Origin of the sequence: Nocardia sp. NPDC052112, assembly GCF_040680135.1 — a bacterium.
Classification (GTDB): domain Bacteria; phylum Actinomycetota; class Actinomycetes; order Mycobacteriales; family Mycobacteriaceae; genus Nocardia.
Genome location: NZ_JBFAWD010000015.1, coordinates 197,721 through 223,765, shown reverse-complemented (window position 1 = coordinate 223,765; position 26,045 = coordinate 197,721). Strand labels below are relative to the sequence as shown.

Genomic DNA, 26,045 nt, shown 5'->3' with positions numbered 1-26,045 from the left:
TCTCGAAGCCGAGCCCCGAGAGCTTCCTTAGCCTCATGAAGTGAACTGGTCACCGGTCGCGTAATCCTTCAGCGGGATAGCTTCAGCCCACACTCACTCTTTCACCTCACGGGCGTATTCAACAATGCGCGGATCGGTAGTAACCGCCGCACCAGCCCAACGTCCCGAAGGCTCGAATACGGTAAAACCCAGAACAGCGTCATCGAACAGCCACCAATCATCTGCCGTCAACTCGTCAGCGTTGATGAGATTACGGGGGAGATAACGTACATCTTCGCCCGCCTCCACGTTGAACCGAGCCACTGCCCTAGCGAACCGCGTGTAATCGGTATGAGGCTCTGAAACTACGCGAGCACGCAGAACGACAACGCCCCGGCTGGTTGTTTCCCGGACATGCGTGAGCCAGGGTTGAAACCAACCGTAATCATCGGGCTCATTCGCCATGAACTTCCGGAATGGCTCGGACTCCTCCGGTGTCTCGTACGTATCCCGCACCTCCAGGTGGAATGCTTCTCGTTTCGCGTCGTGGAATAGGCGCAGAAATGCGTCATGCTGCGCGAGTAGCACCGTAGAACGTCCTCTCTTCCTTCGGGACCTCGATAACGGTTTCATCTGGATAGATGTCCATTTGGTCGAGTACTTCCGGGTCTGCAACCGGTGTACCGGTCAGGATGAATGTGCCCCGGCCGGTGTCGCTGAGGATAGCTCCGATGAACGTGTCCGGTTCGGCGTAGCCGAGAAGGAGATGCGGGATCTCGATCACGCCGGGATCATCGGTCTTCCAGCCCTGCACCAGGTACATATTCCGGTCGGTTGCATAGAGACTCGGGCATCCTCCACCCGTGGTACCGCCTTTGCCCAGGAACCTTAACCGCATGACTTCCTCCCTTTTCGGTCTTATGCGTACTTATGCTGACGCACTCTTGATGATCGCTCACCGATGCTCGTTCTGTTGCAGTATGGGCTACTTGGAGCATGTTTGAGCATGAAGATGGACCGGGTTGGTCCTGGCTTCGTAGCGTCTGAGCCGGCCCCCGTGACATGTGACGCCAACCGGTCACGGGGTGCCTACCAGCACCGGACAACAGGAGTCGAGATGGACAGGCGCACAAGACTGTTCGTGTTTCCAGGAGGGTTGTTGGAGGTCGCCGAAAACGGCGACGAAGACGAGTCCTCCGGGATATATCTGGAGTGGCGGGGGTCTGAACCCCGGGCTACCGGCAATGCCGACACAGACGGGCCTGCGGCATGATCGGGCTCAGTGTTGCGTTCGCTGTTCCGCTGGTCGCGTTCTTCGCGCTGGTGTTCTGGCCTCAGCGGATACCGAAAGAGAAGTCTGTACAAGCAATCCAGGAACGGATCGAACGCGAAGACCTGCGTCAGCAAGGCGGCATCTAGATGGCTGACGAAGATCTTCCGGAACGAGACCCCAGTGCCGGATTGGGCCTGTTTCGTCTCTCCAGCTTTGCCGAATGGGAACCTCCAACGCCCGATCTTCTAGAGCGAGTTAAGTCCGGACTGACCGATTCGGATCCATCAAAATCGGGGGGTTACCTTTGAAGACCAATATCGCGCGACCAGGGATTATCGCTGCGGCCGTGCTGATCGGCATGAGTCCAGCGGCTACGGTCGGCACCGGCACGGCCCACGCTGCCCTCAGCTGCGATTTCGACTTCACGCACAGCGTGCCGACAGTGCTACCGCCCCAGATCACCGGGGACGGTATTGCCGCCTGTGATGTCGCGCCGGACGAACACATAGTTACCTTGGCACTCGAGCACGAAGAGGGTGGCCGGTGGGAGGTTGCCTCCACCCGAACCGATTCCAGCGTCCCGCCGCCGTACCGGGCCGGTGGACACTCCTACACGGTGTCGGCCGCGTGCTACGCCGGGAGATGGCGCGTCAGCGTCGGCATACGGGGCAAGATTCAGGGACACCAGTTCACCTACAACAACGCATCCGGCACCGCGGAGGTACCGACCTCCAAGTGCCCTAACCGATTCTGACCACGGGAGCGGCATGTCTACCACGGAACCCCCCGGCGCACTCGACAAGCAAACCTCAGCAAGGCTGCGAGACCAGCTCCAACAGATCACAGAGGAGGCGGGCCGGTACCTCGGTCCGGAGCACCGGGCCATAGCCGCTCTGGTCCAAGCCGCCCGAGAGTTAGCCATAGCCACCTTCCCCAAGTCGGGACAGTACGCCGACTACACCCCGGACGAGTGAGGTCAGCAATCCCAGTGCGAGAATGCGGGCGGCGCTGTTGACAGCTACTCGTCGATAGTTTTGAACGGGGTCGCCGACTGCCTGCGATCGGATCGCTATTCCTTTGTCCAGCAACATCTCGAGCACGATGCCGCGCCGGGTTCAGAATCGGTTGTCGATCAATTTCGTTTCCGCGAAGGCGAATACGGTGTCGCTGATCTTGCCGAGCAAGGCCAGCAGCACAATGGCCAGCAGCATGATGTCGGTGCGGCCGCTGTTCTGGCTGTCGATCAGCAGGAATCCGATTCCCTTCGACGAGGCGATCAACTCGGCCGCGACCAGGAACAGCCAACCATTGGCCAGGCCGAGTCGCAGGCCGTTGACGACCGCGGGCGCCACTGCGGGCAATTGGATCGAGAACAGCAGCGCGGCCCGGCGCAGTCCATAGGCGCGGCCGAGTTCGGTCAGGTGCGGATCGACCTGCGCCAGCGCCGATGCCGTTGTCGTATAGATCGGGAAGAACGCACCGATGGCCACCAACACGATCTTGGGTTCTTCGCCGATGCCGAGCCACAACAGCAGCAGGGGCACCCACGCCAGCGATGGCACCGTGCGGAACAATCCGACAGTCGGAGCCAGCAGAACGCGGGCGATATCGAACAGCCCGACCACCGCACCGAGCACCAGTGCGATGAGCGCCCCACTGGCGAATCCGAGCAGCACCCGCTGGATGCTGATCGCCAGATGGCTCCACAATTCGTCGCGCTGCACCAACTCCCGCAGTGCGGCAAGGACTTCCGCGGGCGGGGCGAGCTGGCTCGACGAATACAGTCCGGCCGAGGTCACCCCTTGCCACAGCAACAGCAGCAGCACGGGCACGACCGCTCCGAGTGCCACCCGGTCCCAGCGGATCCGGCGCGTGACACGCGGCGGTGCGGTCGGGGTCACCGTCACCGAATGGCCTGCTGTGCGAATTTCGGCTCGAAGAGTGCGCCGAGTGCGGTATCGGCGGCGTCCTTCGATCGCACATCACCGTCGGCCACGATAACCGGCACGATCGGGGTGAGCACCGCCCGCTGGGTCTCGCCCGGCACCGGATCGACCTTCAGCACGGTCCGTTCGAGGGTTTCCTTGGCGACATCGAGGGAGGTCTTCGATTCCGTTGCCAGTAGCTGTGCGAGTTCGTTCGGATGCGCCAGTGCCCAAACCCGCGCCTGCTCATAGGCATTGACGACGGCCTGAACCCGGTCCGGATGCTGCGCGATGAAATCCGCGCGGGCATTGAGTGTCCCGTAGGTCTGAAAGTTGGCGTTGCGGTACAGCAAGCGCGAACCCTGCTCCTGACGGGTCTGCGCCATATAGGGATCCAAACCCGCCCATGCGTCGACATCGCCGCGTTCGAGCGCGGTCTTGCCGTCGGCGTGCTGCAGGTTGGTCACTTCCACATCCTTGGCGGTGAGACCGGCCGTCTGCAGTGCTTGCAGCAGCGTGAAATAGGCGTCGGTGCCCTTCGTCGCCGCGATCTTCTTCCCCTTCAACTCGGCCACCGAGGTGATGGGTGAGTTCTTCGCGACGACCAGTGCGGTCCATTCCGGCTTGCTGTAGACCGAAATGGTTTGCAGCGGTGTGCCATTGGCCTTTGCCAGCAGTGCCGCGGAACCTGCGGTCGAATTCACATCGATCGCATTGGCGCGCAGGCTTTCATTGGCCTTATTGCTGCCCGCGGAGAACACCCAGGTCACGTTGGCACCGGACTGCTCCAGCAAGTGCTGGTCCCGGATGACCAGACTCAGCGGGTTGTAGTAGGCGTAGTCGAGCCGCACCTCACCCGCACCCGGCCCGGCCGCACCGGACTTCTCGCCTTCCACGCAGCCCGAAAGCAGTGCCACCACCGTCGCCGCGACGGCTGCCAGGACGATCGTCGGTCGTCTCATCAGAGTGTCTCCTTGACGGTGGTGCGGCGCGGAACGCCGAGTCGTTCGAGTAGGTCGAGCCGCAGTGCGGCCAACTCCGGGTCGGTATCCTCACGAGGCCGATCGGCGGATACCTCCAGCGCCGCGCCGATTGTGAAAACCGTTTCGCCACTGACGGTTTCGAGTACGACGATGCGGTCGGCGAGGCGCAGCGCCTCGTCCACGTCATGGGTGACGAGTACGACCGTGATGCCCGCGGCTCGCTGCACCTCGTCGAGCAGGTCCTGCATCCGCAGCCGGGTCAGCGCATCCAGCGCCGCGAACGGCTCGTCGAGCAGCAGCACACCCGGGTGGCGAACCAGCGCACGCGCCAATGCCGTTCGCTGCGCCATCCCGCCGGACACCTGTCGCGGCCGATGTCCCTCGAATCCGGCCAGGCCGACGATCTCGAGTCCGCGTCGCACCTCTGCCTCGCCCTCGGCCCGCGAGACGGTCGGTGGCAGACCCAGTGCGACATTGCCCGCGAGATCGCGCCACGGCAGCAGCCGCGGCTCCTGGAAAACCACCGCGCAGCGCGGGTCGATACCACGCATCGGCCGACCGTCCAGCACGACCTCGCCTTCGGTCGGCTCGTCCAACCCGGCGATGACCCGCAGCAGGGTCGACTTCCCACTGCCGGACGGACCGACCAGCGCGATCACCTCACCCGGCGCGATCTCCAATTCGATATCGCGCAGCACGGTATGGGCGCCGAAACTGCGGCCGAGGCCGCACAATGCGACCCCGGCGGCACGACTGGCAGTGGGTAACACGGATGAGCCGATTACTGCGCGGCCGCGAATCCGGCGCGGAGATCGGCGAGGATATCGTCGATGCCCTCGATGCCGACCGCGAGACGGACCAGGCCAGGGGTGACACCCGCCGCCAACTGCTCCTCCGGAGTCAGCTGGGAGTGGGTGGTCGAGGCCGGATGGATCACCAGCGAGCGCACATCGCCGATATTGGCGACATGGCTGTGCAGCGTGAGCGCCTCCACGAAACGCTTACCCGCATCGACCCCACCGGCCAATTCGAAGCCGATCACCGCGCCGACGCCCTTGGGTGCGAGGGTGCGGCCGCGCTCGTACCACGGGGAGGACGGCAGCCCGGCATAGGACACCGCGGTCACCTCCGGCCGCGCCGCGAGGAAGTCCGCCACCGCCTCGGCATTCTGCACATGCCGTTCGATCCGCAGGCTCAGCGTCTCCAGGCCCTGGCTGATCAGGAAGGCGTTGAACGGCGAGACGGCCGAGCCGAGATCACGCAGCAGTTGCACCCTGGCCTTGAGTGCGTAGGCGGGAGCGCCGAGGTCGGCGTACACCACGCCGTGGTAGCTCGGGTCCGGTGTGGTGAAGCCCGGGAAGCGGCCGCCGGTCCAATCGAAGGTGCCGCCGTCGACGATCACACCCGCGATGGCCGCACCGTGGCCGCCCAAATACTTTGTCGCCGAATGCACCACGATATCGGCGCCGTGGGCGAGCGGCTGGATCAGATACGGCGTCGCGACGGTGTTGTCGAGGATCAGCGGAACGCCTGCGGCATGGGCGATTTCGGCGATGCCGGGAATGTCGAAGATGTGATTCTGCGGGTTGGAGATCGTTTCGCCGTACAGCGCCTTGGTATTCGGCCGGATCGCCGCGCGCCACTGGTCCAGATCATCCGGATCCTCGACGAAGCTGACCTCGATGCCCAGCTTCGGCAGCGAGTAGCGGAACAGATTGTAGGTGCCGCCGTACAGCCGTGGGCTGGACACGATGTGATCGCCCGCACCGGCGATATTCAGGATCGCGAAGGTCTCCGCGGCCTGTCCGGATGCCAGCAGCAGCGCCGCGACACCACCCTCCAACGCCGCGATGCGCTGTTCCACGGCGTCCTGGGTCGGGTTCATGATGCGGGTGTAGATATTGCCCGGTTCGGCGAGACCGAACAGCGCCGCCGCATGGGCGGTATCCCGGAACGTGTAGGAAGTGGTCTGGTAGATCGGCAGGGCACGGGCATTGGTGGTCCCGTCCGGCGTCTGTCCGACGTGGATCTGCTTGGTCTCGAAGCTCCAGTCGGCGCTCGGGTCGGCCTGGGTCTGGTCGCTGGTGGTCACGTCAACGGACACTAAGAAGCGCCGGACAAAGTGTCGAGAATTACATTCAGCCGGAACCGAATCCGGGCGGATCACCGCCGAACCAAGGCCGGAATCGACTCTGACCTTTTCATCAGATACGATTTCGATAACGGAATCGATGGAAGAGGGCATGGTGGCGGGTGTGGTGGGCAACCGCATCGACCGGCGGCGCGAGCGGACGCGCAATGCGCTGATCGGTGCGGCACAGAAGTTCTTGGCGGAGGGGCGATCCGCGGTGAGCATCCAGGAGATCACCGATGCGGCCGATGTCGGATTCGGCTCGTTCTACAACCACTTCCAATCCAAGGAGCAGTTGTTCGACGAGGCCGTGCGGTCGGTCCTGCAGATCTACAGCGAGATGCGCGACGAGATCGTCGCCCTGTACGACGATCCCGCCGAGGTATTCGCGGTGAGCTTCCGGATGACCGGGCGATTGCAGCGCCAGATCCCGGAGGGTGTGCGGGTGCTCCTGAATTCCGGCACGTCGGTGCTGCTGCGCGACGAGGGCCTGGCCCCGCGCGCCCGCCGCGACATCACGGCCGCCCAGGAGGCGGGCCGGTTCGAGCCGATGGACCCGGATATGGCGATCATGGCCGCAGGCGGGGCACTGCTGGGACTGCTGCAGCTATTGGACGCCCGGCCCGAGGCCGATGCCGGGGCGCTCACCGACGAGATGACCTTCCATGTGCTGCGCATGTTCGGCATGAACAAGCGCTCGGCACAGAAATTGGTGTCCAGCGAACTGCCGCCGCAGCCCCAGCTGATCAGCCCTTGACCGCTGCGGCCAGTCGGGGCAGCTGCCGCAGCGGATTGTGGTGTTCGACCTCCATGCGCTGATCGGCGTCGAAGATCTCGCTGAGTCCGGGTGCGGGATCGTGGGAACCGCGCTGCGGGAGCGTGAGTGCGCTGAAGGGCCAGTCGGAACCGAAGACGATGTGATCACGGTTCGTCACGGCGAGGGTGCCGGACATGGCGGCTGCCGAACCACTGAGCGCGGTGTCGTAGTAGAACCGCGAGATCTGGTTCTGCATATCCAGGACCGACGGTTTCGGCAGATCTTGCGGCCACAAGTCGCCTATTACGGTTTGCGCCACGCTGATGCGCCAGGACAAGAACGGCAGCACGCCACCAGCGTGGGCGAGTTGAAAACGAATGTTGGGGTAGCGCTGGGTCATTCCGGTGACCATCATCATGGTCGCCGCGCGGGTGGTGTCGAAGGTGAACTCCTCGAGGAAGTCCGGCAGCGGCAGCTTGGGCTTGCTCGTATCGGGAATGGCGGCCGGATGCACGAAGACGTAGGCACTGCGCTGGTTCAACGCGATCATCAGCGGTTCGAAGCGCGGATCCCCCAGGTAGACACCGTCATACGCCGAAAGCAGGATCACACCGTCGAGGTGCAGTTCGTCCAGTGCGTAGCTCGCCTCGGCGATCGCGGCCGCGATATCGGGCATCGGCAGCACGGCGAAGGCGCCGAACCGCGTCGGATTCGACCGGAACAGCCCGGCAGCGTAGGTATTGCAGTAGCGGGCCATATCGCTGGCCTCTTTACCGGCCAGAAACGACACCCCTGGATCCGATACCGACAGTGCCTGCGCCTGGATACCGTAGTAGTCCATGAATGCCACCGCCTGCTCCGGCGACCACTCCGGCGTCGGGTAGCCGCCGATGGTGAGGTGACCGTGCTCCAACAGTGCGGCACGGTAGTCCGGCGGCAGGAAATGCGCGTGCAGGTCGATGCGATAGGTGCCCGACGGCGCGGGCTGCCGGGCACGGGCCGGGGCCGCATGCGCGCTCGGCATCGCTACCATGGCGGCCGCACCGAACGCGCCGAGCGTCGCGTCGGCGAGCGCGCGGCGACGGCTGACCGCCAGCGGGGAGGAATCTTCCACAGCACTGTGCCCTTCGGTGTTGTCCAAACCAGCAGCCCCTCCCGGCCGACCTTTCGAGCGACCGCAAGCGAGCGCTACGGCTGAGCGGTCAAATCCAGTGCGATATCGACGATCATGTCTTCTTGTCCGCCGACCAGGCCGCGGCGTCCGGCCTCGGTCAATAGTGTGCGCACGTCGACTCCGTATGTGGTGGAGGCCTTTTCGGCGTGCCGCAGGAAGCTCGAGTACACCCCGGCGTAGCCGAGGGTCAATGTCTCCCGGTCCACCTGCACCGGTCGCTCCATCAGCGGTCGGATCAGATCGTCGGCTGCATCGGTGAGCCGGTTCAGGTCCGCACCGTGCTCCCAGCCTTGGAGATCGGCGACCGCGACGAATGCCTCCAGCGGGGTATTGCCCGCACCCGCGCCGAGCCCCGCCAGCGAGGCGTCCACGCGGGTCACGCCCTCCTCGACGGCCACGACACTATTGGCGACCGACAGCGACAGGTTCTGGTGCGCGTGGATACCGATCCCGGTGTTCTCGTCCAACACGGCCCGGTAGGCGCGCACGCGTTTGCGTACCCCGTCCATGGTGAGCCGTCCGCCGGAGTCGGTGACGTAAACGCAGTGTGCGCCATAGGCTTCCATGAGCTTGGCCTGTGCGGCGAGCCCGGCCGGGGTGTTCATATGGCTCATCATCAGGAAGCCGGAGACGTCCATACCGATTTCGCGCGCGAAGGCGATGTGCTGGGCGGCGATATCGGCCTCGGTGCAGTGGGTGGCCACCCGTACCGAACGCACGCCCAGGTCGTAGGCGCGGCGCAGATCGTCGATGGTGCCGATACCGGGCAGCAACAGTGTGGTCAGCCGGGCATACCGCAATGCACCCGCGGCGGCTTCGAGCCACTCCCAATCGGTGTGGCTGCCCGGTCCGTAGGTGAGGCTGCCGCCGTGCAGACCGTCGCCGTGGGCGACCTCCACCGCGTCGACTCCCGCGGCATCCAGCGCCGCCGCGACGGCGGCAACGTTTTTCGGCGTGATGCGGTGGCGCAATGCGTGCATACCGTCGCGCAGCGTCACATCCTGCAAGAAGACTTCCGGCATTACACACTCTCCGGGATCGGCACCGAAACCGGTGCTGCGGCCAGGCGTTCGGCGACGCGCAGTGCGGCCGAGGTCATGATGTCGAGATTTCCGGCATAGGACGGCAGATAGTGCGCCGCGCCTTCGACTTCGAGGAATACCGAGACCTGATGCGTGACAACGGTATCGCCGACCAGAGTTTGCGACGGCGTCGCCGCGGTGATCTGGATGTCCTGTTTGAGCCGGTAGCCGGGTACATAGGCGGCAACCTCGGCGATCATCGTCTGGATCGATTCCCGCACGGCCGCATGGGTTTGCGGATTCGGATCGCCGATCAACGCGAGTACGGTGTCACGCATGATCAGCGGCGGCTCGGCCGGATTGAGGATGATGATCGCCCGGCCGCGGGTCGCGCCGCCGACCGCCTCGATCGCCTGCGCGGTCGTTTCGGTGAATTCGTCGATATTGGCGCGGGTACCGGGTCCGGCGGATTTCGATGCGATCGAGGCGACGATCTCGGCGTAGGGCACCTCGGTGACCCTCGAGATGGCCGCGACGATCGGGATGGTGGCCTGGCCACCACAGGTCACCATATTCACGTTCGCAGCGTCGAGGTGCTGGTCCAGATTGACAGCGGGCACGACGAACGGTCCGATCGCGGCCGGGGTCAGGTCGATCAGGCGTTTCCCGTGCGGTGTCAGCGCGGCGGCATTGGCACGGTGCGCTCCGGCGGAGGTGGCGTCGAAAACGATATCTATCTCGTCGAAATGCGGCATGGCGATGAGTCCGTCGACACCGCTCGCGGTGGTCGGCACGCCGAGCCGGTCGGCGCGGGCCAGTCCGTCGGAGTCCGGATCGATGCCGACCATGGCGGCGACCTCCAGGGCTTCCGACAGCCGCAGCACCTTGAACATCAGGTCGGTGCCGATATTGCCCGAGCCGATGACGGCGACCTTGGTGCGGCTCATATTTCCTCCAGCGTGAAGTCGACGGCACCGAGTGTCTTTGTGCCACTGAACAATTCGGACCTAACCCGAGCACCGGGACGTAACGGTGCCATCGGCCCGAGCGCACCGGACAGGACGATTTCACCGGCGCGCAGCGGATCACCGAAGTCACGGGCGGTGCGGGCCAGCCAGGCCAGCGCGATGAGCGGATCGCCGAGGCACGCGGAGCCCGTTCCGGTGGAGACGATTTCGTCATCGATCGTCATATTCATCGCGATCTCGCGCGGTTCGAATTCGGCCAAGGACAGTCGCTCGGCACCGAGGACGAACCAGCCGCTGGACGCGTTGTCGGCGACGGTGTCGGCGAAGCTGATATCCCAGTCGGCAATGCGACTGTCGACGATCTCCAATGCGGCGACCGCGTAATCCACCGCCCCGCGGACGCTGATCGCATCCAACTGCTCGTCGTCCAGGTCGGCGCGCAGTACGAAGGCCAGTTCGGCCTCGATCTTCGGCTGCAGTAGCGGCGGCCGTTGTGCCACAGGTGTTTCGGTGACGTTCATATCCGCGAACAACACACCGAAATCGGGCTGATCCACCCCGAGCTGCTGCTGGACCGCCGGAGAGGTGAGCCCAATTTTGCGTCCGACCAGCTCGGCTCCGGCGCCAGCACGGTGCCGGACACCGATCCGCTGCACCGCGTACGCCAATTCGACGTCGTCCCGGCCGATGAGGTCGCGCACGGGTGCGATCGGCGCTCCGGTCGCCGTGGCGACCGATAGCCGTTCGGCCGCGGCACGAACTGCGGGGGAATCGGTCACGAGCCCGTCCGGCACCCGGCCACCACCCCTCATCGAATCGCCACGCGATGCCGTTGTATTCATCGAGCCTCCTCGAGGTGGTGGGTCTGGACCGAGTCCGATTGCGGCGGTGCCGGAAGCGATCCGCTGAGCTGTTGGAAGAGCGCGGCGATCAAGGACTCGCTGCGCCCCGCGGCGGCGGTGCCGAAAACGAATTTGTCCGGACGCAGCAGCACCAGGCCGCCGGTTCCGACGCTCGCCTTGGCGAACCACCGGGTCAAAGTGCCGGTGTGGTCTTCGATATCGGCATAGTCGTCGCCGGTGGTGCGGCCGTCACCGGGCTCCCCCTGCGGACGCCCGCCGAGCGGATACACGGTGACGAAACGAGCGCTCCAGGCCCGCAATCTCGCCAGGTCGTCGGCACCGAGCACGGCACGCGGGTCGACCCCATTGCCGACGACCGCGAATCCGAGGCCGAGCACATCGTCGAACCGCCGATGCCGTCCGTCGTAGGTCCGTATATCCGGTTGCGGAGCGATTGTGCCTTCGACACCACGCAGCCCACGCCGGGACAGGCCCAGGTAGGCACCGCGACGGAAGCGCGGCGCCGGTTTCATCTTCGCGGCGCGAATCCAGCCGCCCAGTCCGGGCGTTCGTAGCGCGGCGGTGAGTGCGATATCCCGGGCCGCCGCGACCAGCTTGTTGTCGAAGGAGACGATGTTCTTGTTCAGCACCGAGAAATCGATCATCGCCTTGGCGTGCGGCCGCCGTTCGGACTCGTAGCTGTCCAGAATCCGCAGGTCCGCACCCTGTTCGAGGATGGCGGTGAGCTTCCACGACAGGTTGTCCGCATCGCGCACCCCGGAGTTCATGCCCTGTCCGACGAACTGCGGCGTCATATGCGCGGCATCACCGGCAATGAGGATCCGCCCGTCCCGCCACCGGTCGGCGACCACGGCATTGAAGGTGTAGACCAGCTTGCGCAGCACTTCGACCTCGCCCGGATCGACATAGCGCGCGATGTGGCGGCGGACGTTGTCCGGATCCTCCATCTCCGCTTTGGTCTGGGATTCGGTCAGCATGAACTCGAAGCGGTGATGCCCATCCGGCTGTGGGCAGGACACGACCGGCATCGCCGGATCGCAGATGAAGTTGAAATAGGGCAGATGCCGGAACGCGTCGACGCCGTCCTTCGCCTTCAGGTCCACCACAAGCCAACGCTCGGGAAAGCTGGTCCCGCTCATGTCGATACCGAGTTTCGTGCGCACCACACTGCGCCCACCGTCACAGCCGACCAGGAATTTCGCGCGCACCCGCTCGGCGGTCCTCGGGTCGGTATCCGGTGGGCGGTTGCCGTATCCGGTGCCACGGCACTCGGCATGCTCGACGCTCACGCCGGATTCGTCCTGGTCGAAATCGACGACCTCGCGGCCACGGCGGACGGTGACATGTGGATAGCGCCCGAGAGCGCCTTCCAGGGTGTTCTCGAGGTAGGGCTGGTACAGGAAGTTGACCACCGGCCACCCCAGCGGACGGTCGGTCTGATGGAACTGCACGAGCACCCGGCCGTCGCCGCGGACCCACTGTACGGTGGAGTCGACATTCATATCGGCAGCGAGTTCGTCTGCCGCGCCGGCGGTTTGGAAGATGCGCATGCCCTCGTCATCGGTGTAGACCGCCCGCGCGAGTCCGTAGTACTCCGGTTCCCGTTCCAGCACGAGCACGCGCGCACCGCGCCGCCCCAGCAGATTGGCCAGTGTCAGGCCGGTCGGGCCGAGGCCGACGACCACCACGTCGTAGTCGGTCCTACTCATCGCGAAAGTCCTCCTGCCAGTTGCGCAACGGTGATCTCCGGCGTGGTCGCGGTCCGCAGTGCCCGGCGGAACTGGGCGAACTTGTCCAGCAGCGTCTCCCCGACCGCGGCGTGACCCCAGATGCTGATCCCCTGGTAGGTCGTCGGTTCCCAGGTGGATTCGAGTTCCGGTCCGATCACGACCGGGTTCCAGCCGACCTCGAGTTCGAAACCGGACGGCGTCACGCAGTAGAAGGACAATTCGCGGTCATTGGTGTGCTGACCGACCGACCACGCCATGCGGAAGCCGAGGTCGGTCACCCGCCCGAATGCGGCGAGCATATCGTCGAGCGTCGCGGACTGAATATTGATGTGCTGCACCCGAGTTCGAATCGGATCGATCTTGACTCCGCGAATATTGGCGATGGCGATCGAATGGTGGCGCTCGTTGACCCGCAGGAATCGGATCTTCATCTTCAAACCGGAGACGTTCTCATCGATGTAATCGCTCAGCCGGGAGTCGAAAACCGTGTGGTAGTACCCGTGCATCGCTTCCGGTTCGCGCGAGACGATCGCGACATGGCCCATTCCGGACTCCCCCGTCACCCATCCGGAGCTGAGCATCCGCAGTGGTTCGGGTGTGGTTATCGGGGCCGTAAAGATCTCCTGCGCCATACCCTTCGGACCCGGAAAGCGCCACAGCCGCTCGACGCCACGCAGCGCCGTCTCTTCCGGGGTGCCCTCGACGACCGGGACACCGCGATCGGTCACCCGGGCGATAATGCGGTCGAAGGTTTCGTGATCATCGATGTGCCAGCCCAATGCGGTGACATCCTCGGCAGGACCACGCTGGACGAGGAATCGACAGGCGCGCTCGTCCAGACGCAGGCGCAGCGCATTGCGGTCGACCTGGTCCACGTGCATGCCGATCGCCTCACCACCGAAGCGACGCCATTCCGGCAGCCGATTAGATTGCACCGCAACATATCCCAGATGCACCGAGCCGAACACCGAGGCATCGGTGTTGGGGCGCAGAAATTCGTTCACCGCTATCCCTCGAGAAATGCCGTGGCCATTGCGTTGAACAGCTCGGCGCGTTCCCACTGCACCCAGTGCCCGGTATTGGCCGCCAGATACAGATCGCAGTTGGGCATGGCCTCGACCAGCATCCGACCACCCTCGGGACGGTTGACCTTGTCATCGGTGCCCCAGATCACCAGGGTCGGATGGACCACTTCGCGCAGCCGCGAATCCCGGGTGAAATCCATCCGCCACAGCGTCCGCAGGGCCAACGGCCCCGATGGCCTGCGCAGCGGCGGATGCGCGATCACCTCGGGATCGATGCTGGCCTGAAAACGCTGCTCGATGAGTTCGTCGGGCACCGCGGCTCCGTCGAACACCAGGTATTCGCGGATGAACCGGGTGATCTTCTCCCGGCTCGGTCCGCTGCCCGGATAGTAGGCGAGCAACTCCTGCAGGCCCTTGGTCGGCAGCGCGCGCGTGGAACCGATACCGCCGGGCCCCATCAGGATCATGCGGCCGACCTTTTCCGGCCGGTCCATCGCCAACCGCAGTGCCGCGGCACCGCCATAGGAGTTGCCGACCAGATGCGCCGAGTCCACGCCGAGTTCGTCCAGCAGACCCCCGACCGCCCGCGCGAGGTCGCCGAACGGGTCGGACTGGTCGACAAACTTCGAGGAACGCCCGTAGCCCGGCATATCCGGCACGATCACGCGAAACCGCCGCGCCAGCGCCTCGATATTGCGCGAGTAGTTCGACAGCCCGGTCGCACCCGGTCCGCCACCGTGCAGCAGCAGCACCGCCGGACCGGATCCGACCTCGCTGCAGAAGATCTCGCGCTTGCCGACCCGGACCGCCCGCCCGGCGCCGACCCCCTTGTCGATGCTTGTCACAGCTACCTCCACGACGTTGTTGATGAAATCATCAGTCACGAGCACATGCTCTGTCAAGAGGAAATGATGGAAACATCAGAATGATGCTCATCCATGTTTGACTGCGTTTGTCAAATATGACGAAATCATCATCAAAGTTGAGCAACCTCGCTGTCGGACGAATCGCGAGTGCCTACGAACCCCATCATGCGCCGTCGATGTCGCGCCGAAATGCTTTGTCGAGCGCATTGGCGCACGTCGACTCGGCCACGGATGAACCGATGCCGACGCTCGGCTGTGGCGGATCTCCGCCTCGACGTGAGCGGCCGAACAACATCAGGCGGCTTTGCCGCACGCGGCCTTGGTCGGCTACGCGATGCTCGCCATGGCGCCGCACACGGTGCCCGTCGGAGGGTCGAGCCCGGAGCACGAGGCAGGAGTCCGGGTAGCCGCGGTTTAGCGGACGGTCCAGTGGCAATCCGCAGAGTGACGCTGCTCGGCGAGTACGAGGTAACAGCGCAGACCTCGGATCGCCGGACAGCTTCGCACCAGCAAGCCCGTCGACCGGAGGAAACGATGCCCAACACCACCAGCCACCAAAACGACGTGCAACGGACGCCGGTACGCGCGGATCTGCACAGTGCCGCCTTCACCGACCACTCGACAATTCCGGACCGCTACTCCTACGACGGCGGCAATGTGGCCCCGCCGCTGGAGTGGAGTGGTATCCCCGACGACGCCGCAGAACTCGTCCTGCTGTGCGAGGACGAGGACGCACCCGGCCGACCGTTCACCCACTGGCTGATGACCGGCATCGCGCCGACCACGACCGGCATCCGGGCGGAGGCGACGCCGCCCCGGGCCGTCGAGGGTCCCAATGACTTCGGTGAAATCGGCTGGAGCGGTCCGCGACCGCCGGTCGGCGACGAACCGCACCGGTACTTCTTCCGCCTCTACGCCCTGGACCAGTCGCCCGGATTCACCCCGGACACCACGGCCGACGTGGTCCGATCGGCCATCACGGACCACGTCATCGCGAGCGGTACCTTGGTCGGCCTGTACGCCGCCTGACCGGCCCGGCACCGCACATCCTTACGCCGCGATCGCCTCGGCACGCAGGCGCGAGTAGTCCTCGCGCGACATCGGGGCGGCATCCGGGGCACCGAGATCCTCGAGCGGGATGCGGAATGTCTCGCGCGCGGAGAATGCGGCCACCGCGGCGATCACGGCACAGCCGAAGGTGAAGGCGCCGACGATGAGCGGAACGTTCGATTCGGGCGGCGCGACGATCGCGTAGACGGTGGGCAGGAAGGCGGTAATGGCCGTACCGATGTTCTGCGAGACCGCGAAGCCGGTGACACGGGTGCGCGTGGGAAACATTTCCTGATAGAACGCCGGGAAGACGGCGTTGTAGCCCTGGTAGACGACGCCCCACATCAGGATGGCGAGGACGAATGTCAGGGCGACGCTGCCGTGCGCGATGGCGGCCAGATAGGCGAACGACAGGACGCCCGAACCGAGCGAGCCGACGATGATGCAGGGTCGACGGCCGATTCGGTCGCTGAGGCTCCCGACGAACGGAATCAGCAGGACCGCGACGACATTGCCGAGCACGGAAATCCACAGAAACGTCGTCTTGCCGATGCCGATCCCATAGCTGTGGTTGGTGGCGTAAGTGGCGCCGAAGATGGTCGTAGCCGTCGGAATGGCGTTCATCAGCGCCATGCAGATCACGCGCAGCATATTCGACCCGTTCTCCCGCACGACCTGCACAATCGGCGAGGCGACGACCTCCTGCTGTGCCTGCTCGGCCTGGAATGCGGGGGTTTCGTCGGCCCGGCGTCGGATCAGATACCCGGCGAACAGCACAACGACGCTGAGCAGGAACGGAATTCGCCAACCCCAGGACTGGAACGCGTCATCGGGCAGTAGCGCCGACATCGGCAAAAACGCCGCGGCGGCGAGGATTTGACCGGCCTGCACACCTTGCAACGCGAAGCTGGCGAAGAATCCGCGGCGCCCGAACGGGGCGTGCTCGACGATCATGGCACTGGCACCCGACATTTCGCCGCCGACGGCGAAGCCCTGGATCAACCGCAACACCACCAGGAGCACCGGAGCCAGATAGCCGACGCTGTGATAGGTGGGCAGCAGTGCCACCAGGAAGGTGGATATTCCCATGGCCATCATGCACAGCACCAGCACGTTCTTGCGGCCGTGCCGGTCACCCCAGTGTCCGAGCACGAATGCACCCAGCGGCCGGGCGACATAGCCGACCCCGAAGGTCGCCAGCGACGCCAGGATGGCAACGGATGGATTGCCCTTGGGAAAGAAGATCGACGGGAAGACCAGCGCCGCGGCCTGCGCGTAGATGAAGAAGTCGTAGTACTCGAGCGCACCGCCGATCCAGCCGCTGGCGGCGGCCTTCCGTGGTGACTTGCGCACATTCGTCGGTTGCGAGGGCGTCGGGGTGTTCAACTTACTTCTCCTTCGACACGGCAGCGGCGCCGCAATTCTTTTCTCGGTCCATCGGATTCAGGGAGAGGTCAGTGGTTTGCGAGGCGGCGCGCGCGATGCGCGCTCATGCGAACCGGCGCATTGACCGCGCCGCAGCCGGCGTATCCGCGCACCCGCTGAACCACCTCGAAAAACACTCGGCTGCCGAGGATTTCGGTATAGAGGTGGTAGAACTCACCGTGTTCGTCGCGGTCGTACATGATGCCGAGCCGCCGCATACGGTCGAGTCGGTCTGCGGGAAGAGCAATTCGAGCGTCGAGGTCGGCGTAGTAGTTGGCCGGAATGGTCAGCACCGGAGCGCCGCGTCGGCGCAGTTCTTCGGCGGTGGCGAAGATGTCGTCGGTGTCGAAGGCGACGTGCTGGGGATCCGAGACGCCCGGCGCCCAGCTTCCGCGGCGCAGCAGGGTGGTGCTGAGCACGATGCGCACGGTCTGGTCGTCATTGCCGACGGCGCGGTCGCGGACCAGTCCGTAGGGTGCGGCGAATTCGGTGTCGTGGTGCGCGTGCAGACCGAGGGCGGCGCGGTAGAACAGCGAAGCCTCGTCGAAGTAGTCGAAGGGCTGCGCCAGGGCGATATGGTCGATCCCGGTTACGGCGGTCGCGGCCACGTCCGCGGTCACCGATGCCGTTGCGGTGGGGTCGAAGTCGCCGAGCCAGCCGTCGGAGGTGGTGCGGCAGAAGAAGACCGAGGAGCCGTCGGGCGCGGCGACGGCGGCGAGATCGGCCTCGGCCGGACCGTATTCGCGCGGCAGGATCGGAGCCAACATCGCCTCGGCGCGTGCGGCCGAGCGAGCCGGGTCGCCGCTCTCCACGGCGAATGCGCTGATCTCGGCCAGATCCGCATGATGGTGTGCGGTGACGGTGCTGTTCAACAGGACTCGCGCACGGCCCTGCTGCCACAACTGAACCGGTTTGGTCCGATGCTGTCCGGTGCGGGTGAAACCCATGGCGGACAGCGTTTCCCCGATTCGCGCGGCGGCCACGCTGCCGACAGCGAGTTCGGTAAAGGCGTGGCCGTGCAGGGCTGGCACGGCGGTGTCGGCCGCATCGCCACCGTATTGCTCCTGTAGCCACCGCAGCGACCGCATCGCGTCGCGGGCGGTACGGGCCGGATCAGCTTGGCGAAATACATCATTGAATACTTCGAGCGATAGCGGCCCCGCGTATCCGGCATCGAGGACATAGCCGAGGAAGGTGGGCAGATCGAAGGCCCCTTGGCCGGGAAACAGCCGGTAGTGGCGGCTCCACTGCAGCACGTCCATGGTCAGGTGCGGTGCGTCGGCGAGTTGCAGGAAGAACAGCTTCTCCCCCGGCACCTCGGCGATACCCGCGGGATCGCTTGCGCGCGAAAGGATATGGAAGCTGTCCAGGCACAATCCCAGCGCCGGATGACCGACCTGCTGCACAATGCGCCACGAATGGTCCCACGTGCTGACATGCGCACCCCAAGCGAGGGCTTCGTAGGCGATGCGGAAACCGCGTTCGCTCGCGCGCTCCGCCAACACGCGCAGCTGATCGGCGGCGAGATCATCGTCATCGATCGTGTCCGGCGCGACCGAGGAGCACACCAGAACCAGGTCGACGCCGAGCGCCGCCATCACATCGAATTTATGTTCCGCGCGCCGCAGATTCGCCTCGAATGCGTCCGACGGTGCGCCCTCGAAGTCACGGAACGGCTGATAGAGGTCGATCGACAGACCGAGCGCGGCACAGCGTTCCCGCACCTGCTCCGGGCCGAGTTGGCTGGCGATCAGATCGTTTTCGAACAGTTCGATGCCGTCGAAGCCCGCGGCGGCGGCCGCTGTGAGTTTGTCCTCGAGGGTTCCGGACAGGCACACGGTGGCGATGGATCGCCGAGCGGTCCTCGGATATCGCGTCGATGCAGGCACGGTGGTTCCTCGAGCTAATCTGTTCGCATTGCGAACACGTGTGCGTAATGTGAAATCAGAGTAGAGGTGATGCGAGTCACTGTCAACAAGTCCCTTTTGCTGGGGAAATGCCCGCAACAGACGGCTTCCACCATGTCATCGATCAATAGATGGGACTTGAGTCACCGCCGGATTCGTCTTAAGATGTTCGCATATCAACCAGATGTACGTATAGCGCACAACAGGAGGCATGATGAAGGCGGCTACCTTGGTTGCGCCCGAGCGGATCGCGATCGCGGAGCTGCCGGAACCGGTCTGCGGGCCGGGCGATGTCCTGGTGCGCATGCTCGGCGTCGGCCTGTGTGGCTCCGATCTGTCCGTCTACCACGGCCATCGGCAAGTGCCCGAGCTGCCGTGGATCGTCGGCCACGAAGGCGTCGGCGAGATCGTGGCCGTCGGCACCGAGATAGCCGCGGAACGGATCGGCCAGCACGTCGCGATCGAGCCCAATTACTGCTGTATGACGTGCGCGGCTTGTCGTTCCGGCTTCACCTCCGCCTGCCCGAACCGGATCATCCTCGGCATCAACTCCCCCGGCGTCATCGCCGAATTGGTCGCCGTACCAGCCGAATTCGCCTTTCCGGTCGCGGCAGGTGTACCGCTCGAAGAGTTGGTTTGCACCGAACCGCTGACCGTCGCCCGCGCCGCCATCCGGCGTTCGGGTATCACGGCCGGTGACAGCTGCCTGGTGGTCGGGACGGGTTCACAGGGCCTGTTCCTGTGCGAGCTGCTGGTCGCCGCCGGAATCAAACCCGCGGTCATCGAGCCACACGAGGGCCGGCGCGCGCTCGCCGAATCCCTCGGCGCGGTCACCGCCGACGAATCGGCATCCGGATTCGACTATCTCTTCGAGACATCCGGCGTGCCCGCCGCACTCCCCCCGGCATTGGGTCGGCTCATCGCAGGCGGTACCGCGGTGCTCATCGGTCTCAATGCTGAACCGCTGGCGTTGTCGAGCTTCGACCTCGTCTATCGCCAGCTACGACTGATCGGCTCACTGATCTACGACCACCCGAGCGATTTCGCCGACACGACGGCGCTGCTCGATTCCGAAGCGATCGCGCCGAGTCGAGTGCTACAGGCCGAATTCGCGCTCGACGACACCGATCGGGCCTTCGCCTCGGTGCGCTCCACCCCCGGCAAATGCTGGATTCGGCTCGGATGAGCGGCCGGTTTCCCACTATTTAGCACAAGGAGTGATATGGCCAGGATTGCGTCCTTGGTCGACGCGGTCGGCGAACTCGTGCGCGACGGCGATATGGTCGCGCTGGAGGGGTTCACACATCTGATTCCGGTGGCTGCCGGACAGGAGATCATCCGCCAGCGCAAGCGGGATCTGACGCTGGTGCGGATGACCCCGGACATCGTCTACGACCAGCTGATCGGGGCCGGTTGCGCGCGCAAGTTGATCTTTTCCTGGGGCGGCAACCCCGGCGTCGGCTCGCTGCACCGGTTCCGCGACGCGGTACAGCAGGCCTGGCCCGCGGCCTTGGATATCGAGGAGCACAGCCACGCGGGGATGGCGAATCGCTATGTCGCTGGGGCGTCCGGATTGCCGTTCGCCGTGTTGCGCGGATACGTCGGCACCGATCTGCCGACGGTCACCGACACCATCAAACCGATCACCTGCCCGTTCACCGGCGAGCGGCTCACCGCGGTTCCGGCGATCAACCCGGATGTCACGGTCATCCATGCCCAGCGCGCCGACCGCACCGGAAATGTGCAGCTGTGGGGACTTTTGGGGGTGCAGAAGGAGGCGGTGCTCGCCGCACGGCGCAGCCTGGTCACGGTCGAGGAAATCGTCGACGAACTGACCCCGGTCCCCGGTGCGATCGTGCTGCCCGCGTGGGCGGTGACCGCGGTCGCCGAAGTACCCGGCGGCGCACATCCGTCCTACGCACAGGGCTACTCCGAACGCGACAACGCCTATTACGAAGCGTGGGACGCGATCAGCCGTGATCGCGACACCTTCACCCGCTGGCTCGACGAACATGTGTACACCGGCACCACGGAGACAGTATGACCATCGCCGAAACCTCGACCACGACAATGGAAATGGCATATACCGCCGACGAGATGATGACGATCGCCGCCGCCAGGGCACTCGGTGCGGGCCAGCGGTGCTTCGTCGGAATCGGGCTGCCGTCGACGGCCGCCAATCTCGCACGCAATGCCCACGCACCAGATCTGGTCCTGATCTACGAATCGGGGACATTGGGGTCGAAGCCGGACCGGCTACCCGCCTCCATCGGTGACGGCGTGCTCGCCGAGACCGCCGACGCGGTGATCAGCGTGCCGGAGATATTCAACTACTGGCTGCAGCCGGGTCGGATCGACATCGGATTCCTCGGCGCCGCGCAGCTCGACAAGTACGGCAATATCAACACCACTGTCATCGGCGGCGACTACACCCATCCCGAGGTCCGCCTGCCCGGAGCCGGTGGCGCGCCCGAGATTGCCGCCTCCTGTGGCGAGGTATTCGTCGTCATGCGCCAGTCGCGGCGCTCCTTCGTCGAGAAAGTCGACTTCATCACCTCGTTCGGGCACGGTCGTGGCAACGGCGAGCGCGCCCGGCTCGGCCTGCGCGGCGCGGGCCCGACGCTGGTGATCACCGACCTCGGGGTGATGCGGCCCGACGACAGCGGCGAGTTGATCCTCGTCGCGGTCCATCCGGGAGTCGGCGTCGAACAGGTCCGCGCTGCCACCGGCTGGCAGCTACGGGTCGCGCCGGATCTCGCAATCGGCGAGCCGCCGACGGCCTCGGAACTCGCCACCCTGCGAGCGCTGAAAGCCGCCACATGACCAGCGCATTTCTCTACGACGGTATTCGCACCCCGTTCGGCAGGTACGGCGGGGCGCTGAGCGGCGTCCGGCCCGATGACCTCGCCGCCGTTGTGCTGCGGTCGCTCGCGGACCGCAACGATCTGGACCCGGCGACGGTGGACGAGGTCGTCTTCGGGGCGGCCAACCAGGCGGGCGAGGATAATCGCAATGTGGCACGCATGGCAGCACTGCTGGCGGATTGGCCCACCTCGGTGCCCGGCACGACCGTGAACCGGCTGTGCGGGTCGAGCATGGACGCCGCCGTGCAGGCCGCCCGGATGATCGAAACCGGTGACGCGGCAACGGTTGTCGTCGGCGGCGTCGAATCGATGAGCCGTGCACCCATGGTTGTGCCCAAGCCCGCCAAGGCATTTCCTGTCGGCAATGAGACGCTGCATTCCACGACACTCGGCTGGCGGCTGGTGAATCCGGCAATGTCCGCGCAGTGGACGGTGTCCTTGGGCGAGAGCACCGAAATCCTGGCGGGTCGTTATGGCATCGAGCGGGCGGCACAGGACGAATTCGCCGCGCGCAGCCATCAGCTCACCGCCAAGGCCTGGGACAACGGCTTCTACGACGATCATGTCGTCGCCGTCCCCGGTACCGAGCTGGCACGCGACGAGTCGCTGCGGGCGCAGACGACCGTCGAGCGGTTGGCGGGATTGAAGCCGTCGTTCCGGCCGGATGGCACCGTCACCGCCGGAAATGCCTCACCTCTCAACGACGGCGCCTGCGCACTGCTGCTCGGCGACGAAACCATGGCAGATCGACTCGGCCGCACCCCCCTGGCCCGGATCGCGGGACGCGGTGCGGCCGGTGTCGATCCGGATATCTTCGGCATCGGTCCGGTCGAAGCGGCGCGAATCGCCCTGCGGCGCGCGGGAATCGGCTGGGGCGATCTCGGTGTGGTCGAATTGAACGAGGCCTTCGCCGCGCAATCGCTTGCCTGCCTTGCCGATTGGCCGGAAGTGGACCCCGACATCGTCAATGTCAACGGTGGCGCGATCGCGATCGGGCACCCGCTCGGCGCATCCGGCGGCCGCGTCATCAACCAACTCGCCCGCGAAATGCGGCGCGGCGGCCGCCGGTGGGGACTGGCCGCATTATGTATCGGCGTCGGCCAGGGACTGGCCGTTGTTCTGGAGGCGACATCATGAAAACCCATGCGCCGCAAGGCTATCGAAAGGACAAGGCGGACACCCACCCGCCGCTGGACTACCCGGGCTACAAATCCACCGGTCTGCGTCATCCGAAACAGCCGCTGGTGCTGCTGCCGCAGCGACTGACCGAACTCACCGGCCCGGTGCTCGGCGCCGACCGGCTCGCCGATACCGATAACGACCTGACCGCGCAGCACCGTGCCGAACCGCTCGGACAGCGCATCATCGTGTACGGCCGCCTGCTCGACGGTGACGGCAAGCCGATCCCGAACTCCCTGATCGAAATCTGGCAGGCCAATGCCGGTGGCCGGTACCGCCACGACCGCGACCGGTGGAACAGTCCGCTGGATCCCAATTTCGACGGCGTCGGGCGCACCATCACCGACGGCGCGGGCCGCTACGAGTTCACCACGATCAAGCCCGGCGCCTACCCGTGGCGCAACCACCACAATGCCTGGCGGCCCGCGCACATCCACTTCTCGCTGTTCGGGCGCGCCTTCACCCAGCGGCTGGTCACCCAGATGTATTTTCCGGACGATCCGTTGTTCGGCCAGGACCCCATCTTCAACTCGGTGCCCGAGGCCGCTCGCCCACTGCTGATCAGCCGCTTCGATCTCGAGCGCAGTGAACCCGAGCACGCGCTGGCCTTCGAGTTCGACATCGTATTGCGTGGCAGCGATGCCACGCCTTTCGAGGACGACGAGGACGATGAGTAATCTGCCCACCACGCCTTCACAGACCGTCGGCCCCTATCTGCACATCGGGCTCACCTGGGACGACGGCCCGTACGCCGTGCCGCTCGGCACGCCCGGCGCCGCCTGGCTTCGCGGCCGGGTGTTCGACGGTGTCGGCGAGCCGATCGATGACGCCATGGTCGAGATCTGGCAGGCCGACGCGAACGGGCATATCGCGCATCCGGATGACGGTCGCGGTGTCGCCGAACATTTCCGCGGCTTCGCCCGCAGCGACACCCTGGCGGGCGAATTCGCGGTCTACACCGTGGTTCCCGGCCCGCTCGGCGATGGGCAGGCCCCGCATATCGATGTGTCCGTATTCGCCCGAGGTCTGCTGCACCGAGTGGTCACGCGCGTCTACTTCCCCGAGCACGCCGACCAGCACGCGACCGATCCGGTGCTCGCCGCGGTGCCACCGGAGCGTCGCGGTACCTTGATCGCCGCGAACGGACCCGATGGCTACGTTTTCGATGTGTACCTCCAGGGTGCGCACGAGACGGTGTTCTTCGATGTCTGACGGACTGTTCGACGGTGTGCTCGCGGCCGGTCCGGTCGCGGCGCAGGTCGGCGACCGAGCGTGGGTACAGGCCATGCTCGACTTCGAAGGCGCGCTGGCGGCCGCATCGGCCGCGGCCGGAGTCATTCCACCCGAGGCCGCGGCCGCGATCCGAAGCTGTTGCGAGGCAGACGATTACGATATCGCCGAGCTCGGCGCGCAGGCGGTCGGCATCGGTAATCCGGCCGGGCCGCTGGTGCGGGCGCTCACGGCGCGTGTCGCGGGCGGCGCGGCCGGATACGTACACCTAGGGGCGACCAGCCAGGACGTCTGCGATACCGCCGCCATGCTGGTGACGCACCGGGCGCTCACCGTCCTCGGTGACGACTTGCGCGCCTGCGCCGCACGGCTGGCGCAGCTCACCGAGATCCACGCCGACACCTTGCTGGCCGGGCGCAGCCTGCTCCAGCAGGGCCCGCCGATCACCTTCGGCCTCACTACGGCAGGCTGGCTCGGCGGTCTGGCCGCGGCCCTGGATCGGCTCGACGACATCCGGCGGCACCGCTCGGCGGTGCAGTTCGGCGGGGCGGTCGGCACGCTGGCGTCCCTGGGCGACAACGGGATCGCTGTTCTCAGTGGACTCGCGCGGCACCTCGGATTGGCCGAACCGGCCCTGCCGTGGCATACCGAACGCGGCCGCATCGCCGAGATCGCCGGGGCGCTCGGGCAGACCTGCGCGGCGGTGGCCAAGATCGCCCGCGATATCACGCTGCTGGCGCAGACCGAGGTGGCGGAGGTCCACGAGGAGGGCCCGGCGGGCACGGGCGGGTCCTCGACCATGCCGCACAAACGCAATCCGGTCGGCGCCGTCCTGGCCGCCGGATCCGCCGGGCAGGCACCGGGTTTGGTCGCCGCACTGCTCGGCGCGGCCGCCCACGAACATCAGCGCGCGGCGGGCTCGTGGCATGCGGAATGGCGGCCGTACGTCGAATTGCTGCGCACCACCGGTTCCGCGGTGCATTGGCTGCGCGTCAGCCTGGAACGACTTCGAGTCGACCCCGAGCGGATGCGAGCCAACCTCGACCGCACCGGCGGCCTCGTGCTCGCGGAAAATGTGGTGACCGAATTGGTTTCGACATCCGACGGCGAAGTCGGCAGGCATACGGCGGGCGATGCCGTCACGCAGTGCTGCCAGGCCGCCCTCGCCGGTGCGGGCCCGCTCGCCGATCTGCTCGCCGCCGATCCGGTCGTCGGGAAGTACCTGGACCGACAGGTGATCGACAGCCTGCTCGATCCGGCGCAGTACCTCGGGTCGGCACACGAATTCATCGAACGGGCACTCGACGATTGGCGGAACAGGTCATGATCGAACGATCAATAGTCGGCCAGGCCATGAATGCGCCGAGCGCCGATGAGACGCAGGCATGACCGAGGTCGAGGTGCACTGCCTGCCGGACGGTACCCGATCATCGCGAACTGGTCGTGCCGACGCAGACTGGCCGCCTGCCGCTTCAGCAGCAGCGATCGTGAACGCCAGCGACGTGAACCACCTCATGGCCGATCCGACGACGGCAGACCGGTCATGCCGACGCAAGCTCGCCGCCTGCCGCTTCAGCAGCAGCGATCGTGAACGCCATCGACGTGAACCACCTCATGGCCGATCCGACGACGGCAGACCGGTCATGCCGACGCAAGCTCGCCGCCTGCCGCTTCAGCAGCAGCGATCGTGAACT

General features: G+C 65.6%; 27 protein-coding genes. 12 read left to right on the top strand and 15 right to left on the bottom strand.

What is annotated here, in order from left to right; genetic code table 11:
* Nucleotides 1-93: 93 nt before the first annotated feature.
* Nucleotides 94-567 (bottom strand): DUF6879 family protein, encoded by a 474-nt coding sequence (locus tag AB0L58_RS27575; RefSeq protein ID WP_364390726.1) that lies wholly within the window; start codon nt 565-567, stop codon nt 94-96.
* Nucleotides 548-802, bottom strand: a complete 255-nt coding sequence (locus AB0L58_RS27570) for a hypothetical protein (protein WP_364390725.1) — start codon at nt 800-802, stop codon at nt 548-550. The genes AB0L58_RS27575 and AB0L58_RS27570 overlap by 20 nt, the downstream gene beginning before the upstream one ends.
* 446 nt (nt 803-1,248) lie before the next feature.
* Here AB0L58_RS27570 and AB0L58_RS27565 point away from each other — a divergent pair, with 446 nt between their 5' ends.
* The 3 genes from AB0L58_RS27565 (at nt 1,249) to AB0L58_RS27555 (ending at nt 2,226) form a co-directional block, all read left to right on the top strand.
* Nucleotides 1,249-1,398, top strand: coding sequence for a hypothetical protein (locus tag AB0L58_RS27565; protein WP_364390724.1), 150 nt, complete (start codon nt 1,249-1,251; stop codon nt 1,396-1,398).
* Nucleotides 1,399-1,556: 158 nt separating this feature from the next.
* Nucleotides 1,557-2,006, top strand: coding sequence for a hypothetical protein (locus tag AB0L58_RS27560; RefSeq protein WP_364390722.1), 450 nt, complete (start codon nt 1,557-1,559; stop codon nt 2,004-2,006).
* 13 nt (nt 2,007-2,019) lie between these two features.
* Nucleotides 2,020-2,226, top strand: coding sequence for a hypothetical protein (locus AB0L58_RS27555; protein ID WP_364390721.1), 207 nt, complete (start codon nt 2,020-2,022; stop codon nt 2,224-2,226).
* A 141-nt stretch (nt 2,227-2,367) separates the two neighbouring features.
* On the opposite strand, the gene AB0L58_RS27550 is transcribed toward AB0L58_RS27555, so the two are convergent.
* The 4 genes from AB0L58_RS27550 to AB0L58_RS27535 all read right to left on the bottom strand — a co-directional run bounded on the left by AB0L58_RS27550 (nt 2,368) and on the right by AB0L58_RS27535 (nt 6,252).
* Nucleotides 2,368-3,066, bottom strand: coding sequence for an ABC transporter permease (locus AB0L58_RS27550; protein WP_364390741.1), 699 nt, complete (start codon nt 3,064-3,066; stop codon nt 2,368-2,370).
* 89 nt (nt 3,067-3,155) lie between these two features.
* Entirely contained in the window at nt 3,156-4,139 is a 984-nt protein-coding gene (locus AB0L58_RS27545) for an aliphatic sulfonate ABC transporter substrate-binding protein (protein ID WP_364390720.1), read from the bottom strand.
* Nucleotides 4,139-4,858: an ABC transporter ATP-binding protein gene (locus AB0L58_RS27540; RefSeq protein ID WP_364390739.1), complete on the bottom strand. Its 720-nt coding sequence runs from the start codon at nt 4,856-4,858 to the stop codon at nt 4,139-4,141. Before AB0L58_RS27540 ends, AB0L58_RS27545 begins: the two co-directional genes overlap by 1 nt.
* A gap of 83 nt (nt 4,859-4,941) precedes the next feature.
* Nucleotides 4,942-6,252: a bifunctional o-acetylhomoserine/o-acetylserine sulfhydrylase gene (locus tag AB0L58_RS27535; protein ID WP_364390719.1), complete on the bottom strand. Its 1,311-nt coding sequence runs from the start codon at nt 6,250-6,252 to the stop codon at nt 4,942-4,944.
* A gap of 139 nt (nt 6,253-6,391) precedes the next feature.
* Between AB0L58_RS27535 and AB0L58_RS27530 the strand changes: the two genes are divergently transcribed.
* Entirely contained in the window at nt 6,392-7,048 is a 657-nt protein-coding gene (locus tag AB0L58_RS27530; protein ID WP_364390718.1) for a TetR/AcrR family transcriptional regulator, read from the top strand.
* Here the strand turns inward: AB0L58_RS27530 and AB0L58_RS27525 are convergent.
* The 7 genes from AB0L58_RS27525 to AB0L58_RS27495 all read right to left on the bottom strand — a co-directional run bounded on the left by AB0L58_RS27525 (nt 7,038) and on the right by AB0L58_RS27495 (nt 14,666).
* Complete coding sequence (locus AB0L58_RS27525; protein WP_364390717.1) at nt 7,038-8,162, bottom strand: amidohydrolase family protein; 1,125 nt, start codon at nt 8,160-8,162, stop codon at nt 7,038-7,040. The genes AB0L58_RS27530 and AB0L58_RS27525 overlap by 11 nt on opposite strands.
* 74 nt (nt 8,163-8,236) lie before the next feature.
* On the bottom strand, nt 8,237-9,244 hold the full coding sequence (gene dmpG / locus AB0L58_RS27520) for a 4-hydroxy-2-oxovalerate aldolase (RefSeq protein WP_364390715.1): 1,008 nt from the start codon (nt 9,242-9,244) through the stop codon (nt 8,237-8,239).
* Nucleotides 9,244-10,191, bottom strand: coding sequence for an acetaldehyde dehydrogenase (acetylating) (locus tag AB0L58_RS27515; RefSeq protein ID WP_364390714.1), 948 nt, complete (start codon nt 10,189-10,191; stop codon nt 9,244-9,246). Before AB0L58_RS27515 ends, dmpG begins: the two co-directional genes overlap by 1 nt.
* Nucleotides 10,188-11,024 (bottom strand): fumarylacetoacetate hydrolase family protein, encoded by an 837-nt coding sequence (locus AB0L58_RS27510; protein WP_364390737.1) that lies wholly within the window; start codon nt 11,022-11,024, stop codon nt 10,188-10,190. Before AB0L58_RS27510 ends, AB0L58_RS27515 begins: the two co-directional genes overlap by 4 nt.
* 26 nt (nt 11,025-11,050) lie before the next feature.
* On the bottom strand, nt 11,051-12,784 hold the full coding sequence (locus tag AB0L58_RS27505; RefSeq protein ID WP_364390712.1) for a bifunctional 3-(3-hydroxy-phenyl)propionate/3-hydroxycinnamic acid hydroxylase: 1,734 nt from the start codon (nt 12,782-12,784) through the stop codon (nt 11,051-11,053).
* Nucleotides 12,781-13,809, bottom strand: coding sequence for a VOC family protein (locus AB0L58_RS27500; protein WP_364390711.1), 1,029 nt, complete (start codon nt 13,807-13,809; stop codon nt 12,781-12,783). The genes AB0L58_RS27505 and AB0L58_RS27500 overlap by 4 nt, the downstream gene beginning before the upstream one ends.
* A 2-nt stretch (nt 13,810-13,811) precedes the next feature.
* A complete protein-coding gene (locus AB0L58_RS27495; protein ID WP_364390735.1) occupies nt 13,812-14,666 on the bottom strand; it encodes an alpha/beta hydrolase in 855 nt (284 codons plus the stop codon).
* Between the two features lie 564 nt (nt 14,667-15,230).
* On the opposite strand from AB0L58_RS27495, the gene AB0L58_RS27490 reads away from it, so the two are divergent.
* A complete protein-coding gene (locus AB0L58_RS27490) occupies nt 15,231-15,725 on the top strand; it encodes a YbhB/YbcL family Raf kinase inhibitor-like protein (protein WP_364390710.1) in 495 nt (164 codons plus the stop codon).
* A gap of 21 nt (nt 15,726-15,746) precedes the next feature.
* Here AB0L58_RS27490 and AB0L58_RS27485 read toward each other — a convergent pair whose 3' ends face one another.
* Nucleotides 15,747-17,132: an MFS transporter gene (locus AB0L58_RS27485; protein ID WP_364390709.1), complete on the bottom strand. Its 1,386-nt coding sequence runs from the start codon at nt 17,130-17,132 to the stop codon at nt 15,747-15,749.
* A 68-nt stretch (nt 17,133-17,200) separates the two neighbouring features.
* The gene (locus AB0L58_RS27480; RefSeq protein WP_364390708.1) at nt 17,201-19,060 is read right to left on the bottom strand and encodes a TIM barrel protein; all 1,860 of its coding nucleotides are present in this window, start codon (nt 19,058-19,060) and stop codon (nt 17,201-17,203) included.
* Between the two features lie 229 nt (nt 19,061-19,289).
* On the opposite strand from AB0L58_RS27480, the gene AB0L58_RS27475 reads away from it, so the two are divergent.
* Genes AB0L58_RS27475 through pcaB form a run of 7 tightly spaced genes read left to right on the top strand, consistent with a single transcriptional unit; the run spans nt 19,290 to nt 25,678 of the window.
* Nucleotides 19,290-20,264 carry an alcohol dehydrogenase catalytic domain-containing protein gene (locus tag AB0L58_RS27475; RefSeq protein ID WP_364390707.1) on the top strand — a complete coding sequence of 325 codons (975 nt, stop codon included), beginning with the start codon at nt 19,290-19,292 and terminating at the stop codon, nt 20,262-20,264.
* Nucleotides 20,265-20,300: 36 nt separating this feature from the next.
* Nucleotides 20,301-21,122 (top strand): CoA-transferase, encoded by an 822-nt coding sequence (locus AB0L58_RS27470; RefSeq protein ID WP_364390706.1) that lies wholly within the window; start codon nt 20,301-20,303, stop codon nt 21,120-21,122.
* Between the two features lie 32 nt (nt 21,123-21,154).
* On the top strand, nt 21,155-21,901 hold the full coding sequence (locus tag AB0L58_RS27465; RefSeq protein WP_364390734.1) for a CoA-transferase: 747 nt from the start codon (nt 21,155-21,157) through the stop codon (nt 21,899-21,901).
* On the top strand, nt 21,898-23,079 hold the full coding sequence (locus tag AB0L58_RS27460; RefSeq protein WP_364390705.1) for a thiolase family protein: 1,182 nt from the start codon (nt 21,898-21,900) through the stop codon (nt 23,077-23,079). Before AB0L58_RS27465 ends, AB0L58_RS27460 begins: the two co-directional genes overlap by 4 nt.
* Nucleotides 23,076-23,798, top strand: a complete 723-nt coding sequence (gene pcaH, locus AB0L58_RS27455) for a protocatechuate 3,4-dioxygenase subunit beta (protein ID WP_364390704.1) — start codon at nt 23,076-23,078, stop codon at nt 23,796-23,798. Before AB0L58_RS27460 ends, pcaH begins: the two co-directional genes overlap by 4 nt.
* On the top strand, nt 23,791-24,333 hold the full coding sequence (gene pcaG, locus AB0L58_RS27450; RefSeq protein ID WP_364390703.1) for a protocatechuate 3,4-dioxygenase subunit alpha: 543 nt from the start codon (nt 23,791-23,793) through the stop codon (nt 24,331-24,333). The genes pcaH and pcaG overlap by 8 nt, the downstream gene beginning before the upstream one ends.
* Entirely contained in the window at nt 24,326-25,678 is a 1,353-nt protein-coding gene (gene pcaB / locus AB0L58_RS27445) for a 3-carboxy-cis,cis-muconate cycloisomerase (RefSeq protein ID WP_364390702.1), read from the top strand. Before pcaG ends, pcaB begins: the two co-directional genes overlap by 8 nt.
* Nucleotides 25,679-26,045: the final 367 nt, after the last annotated feature.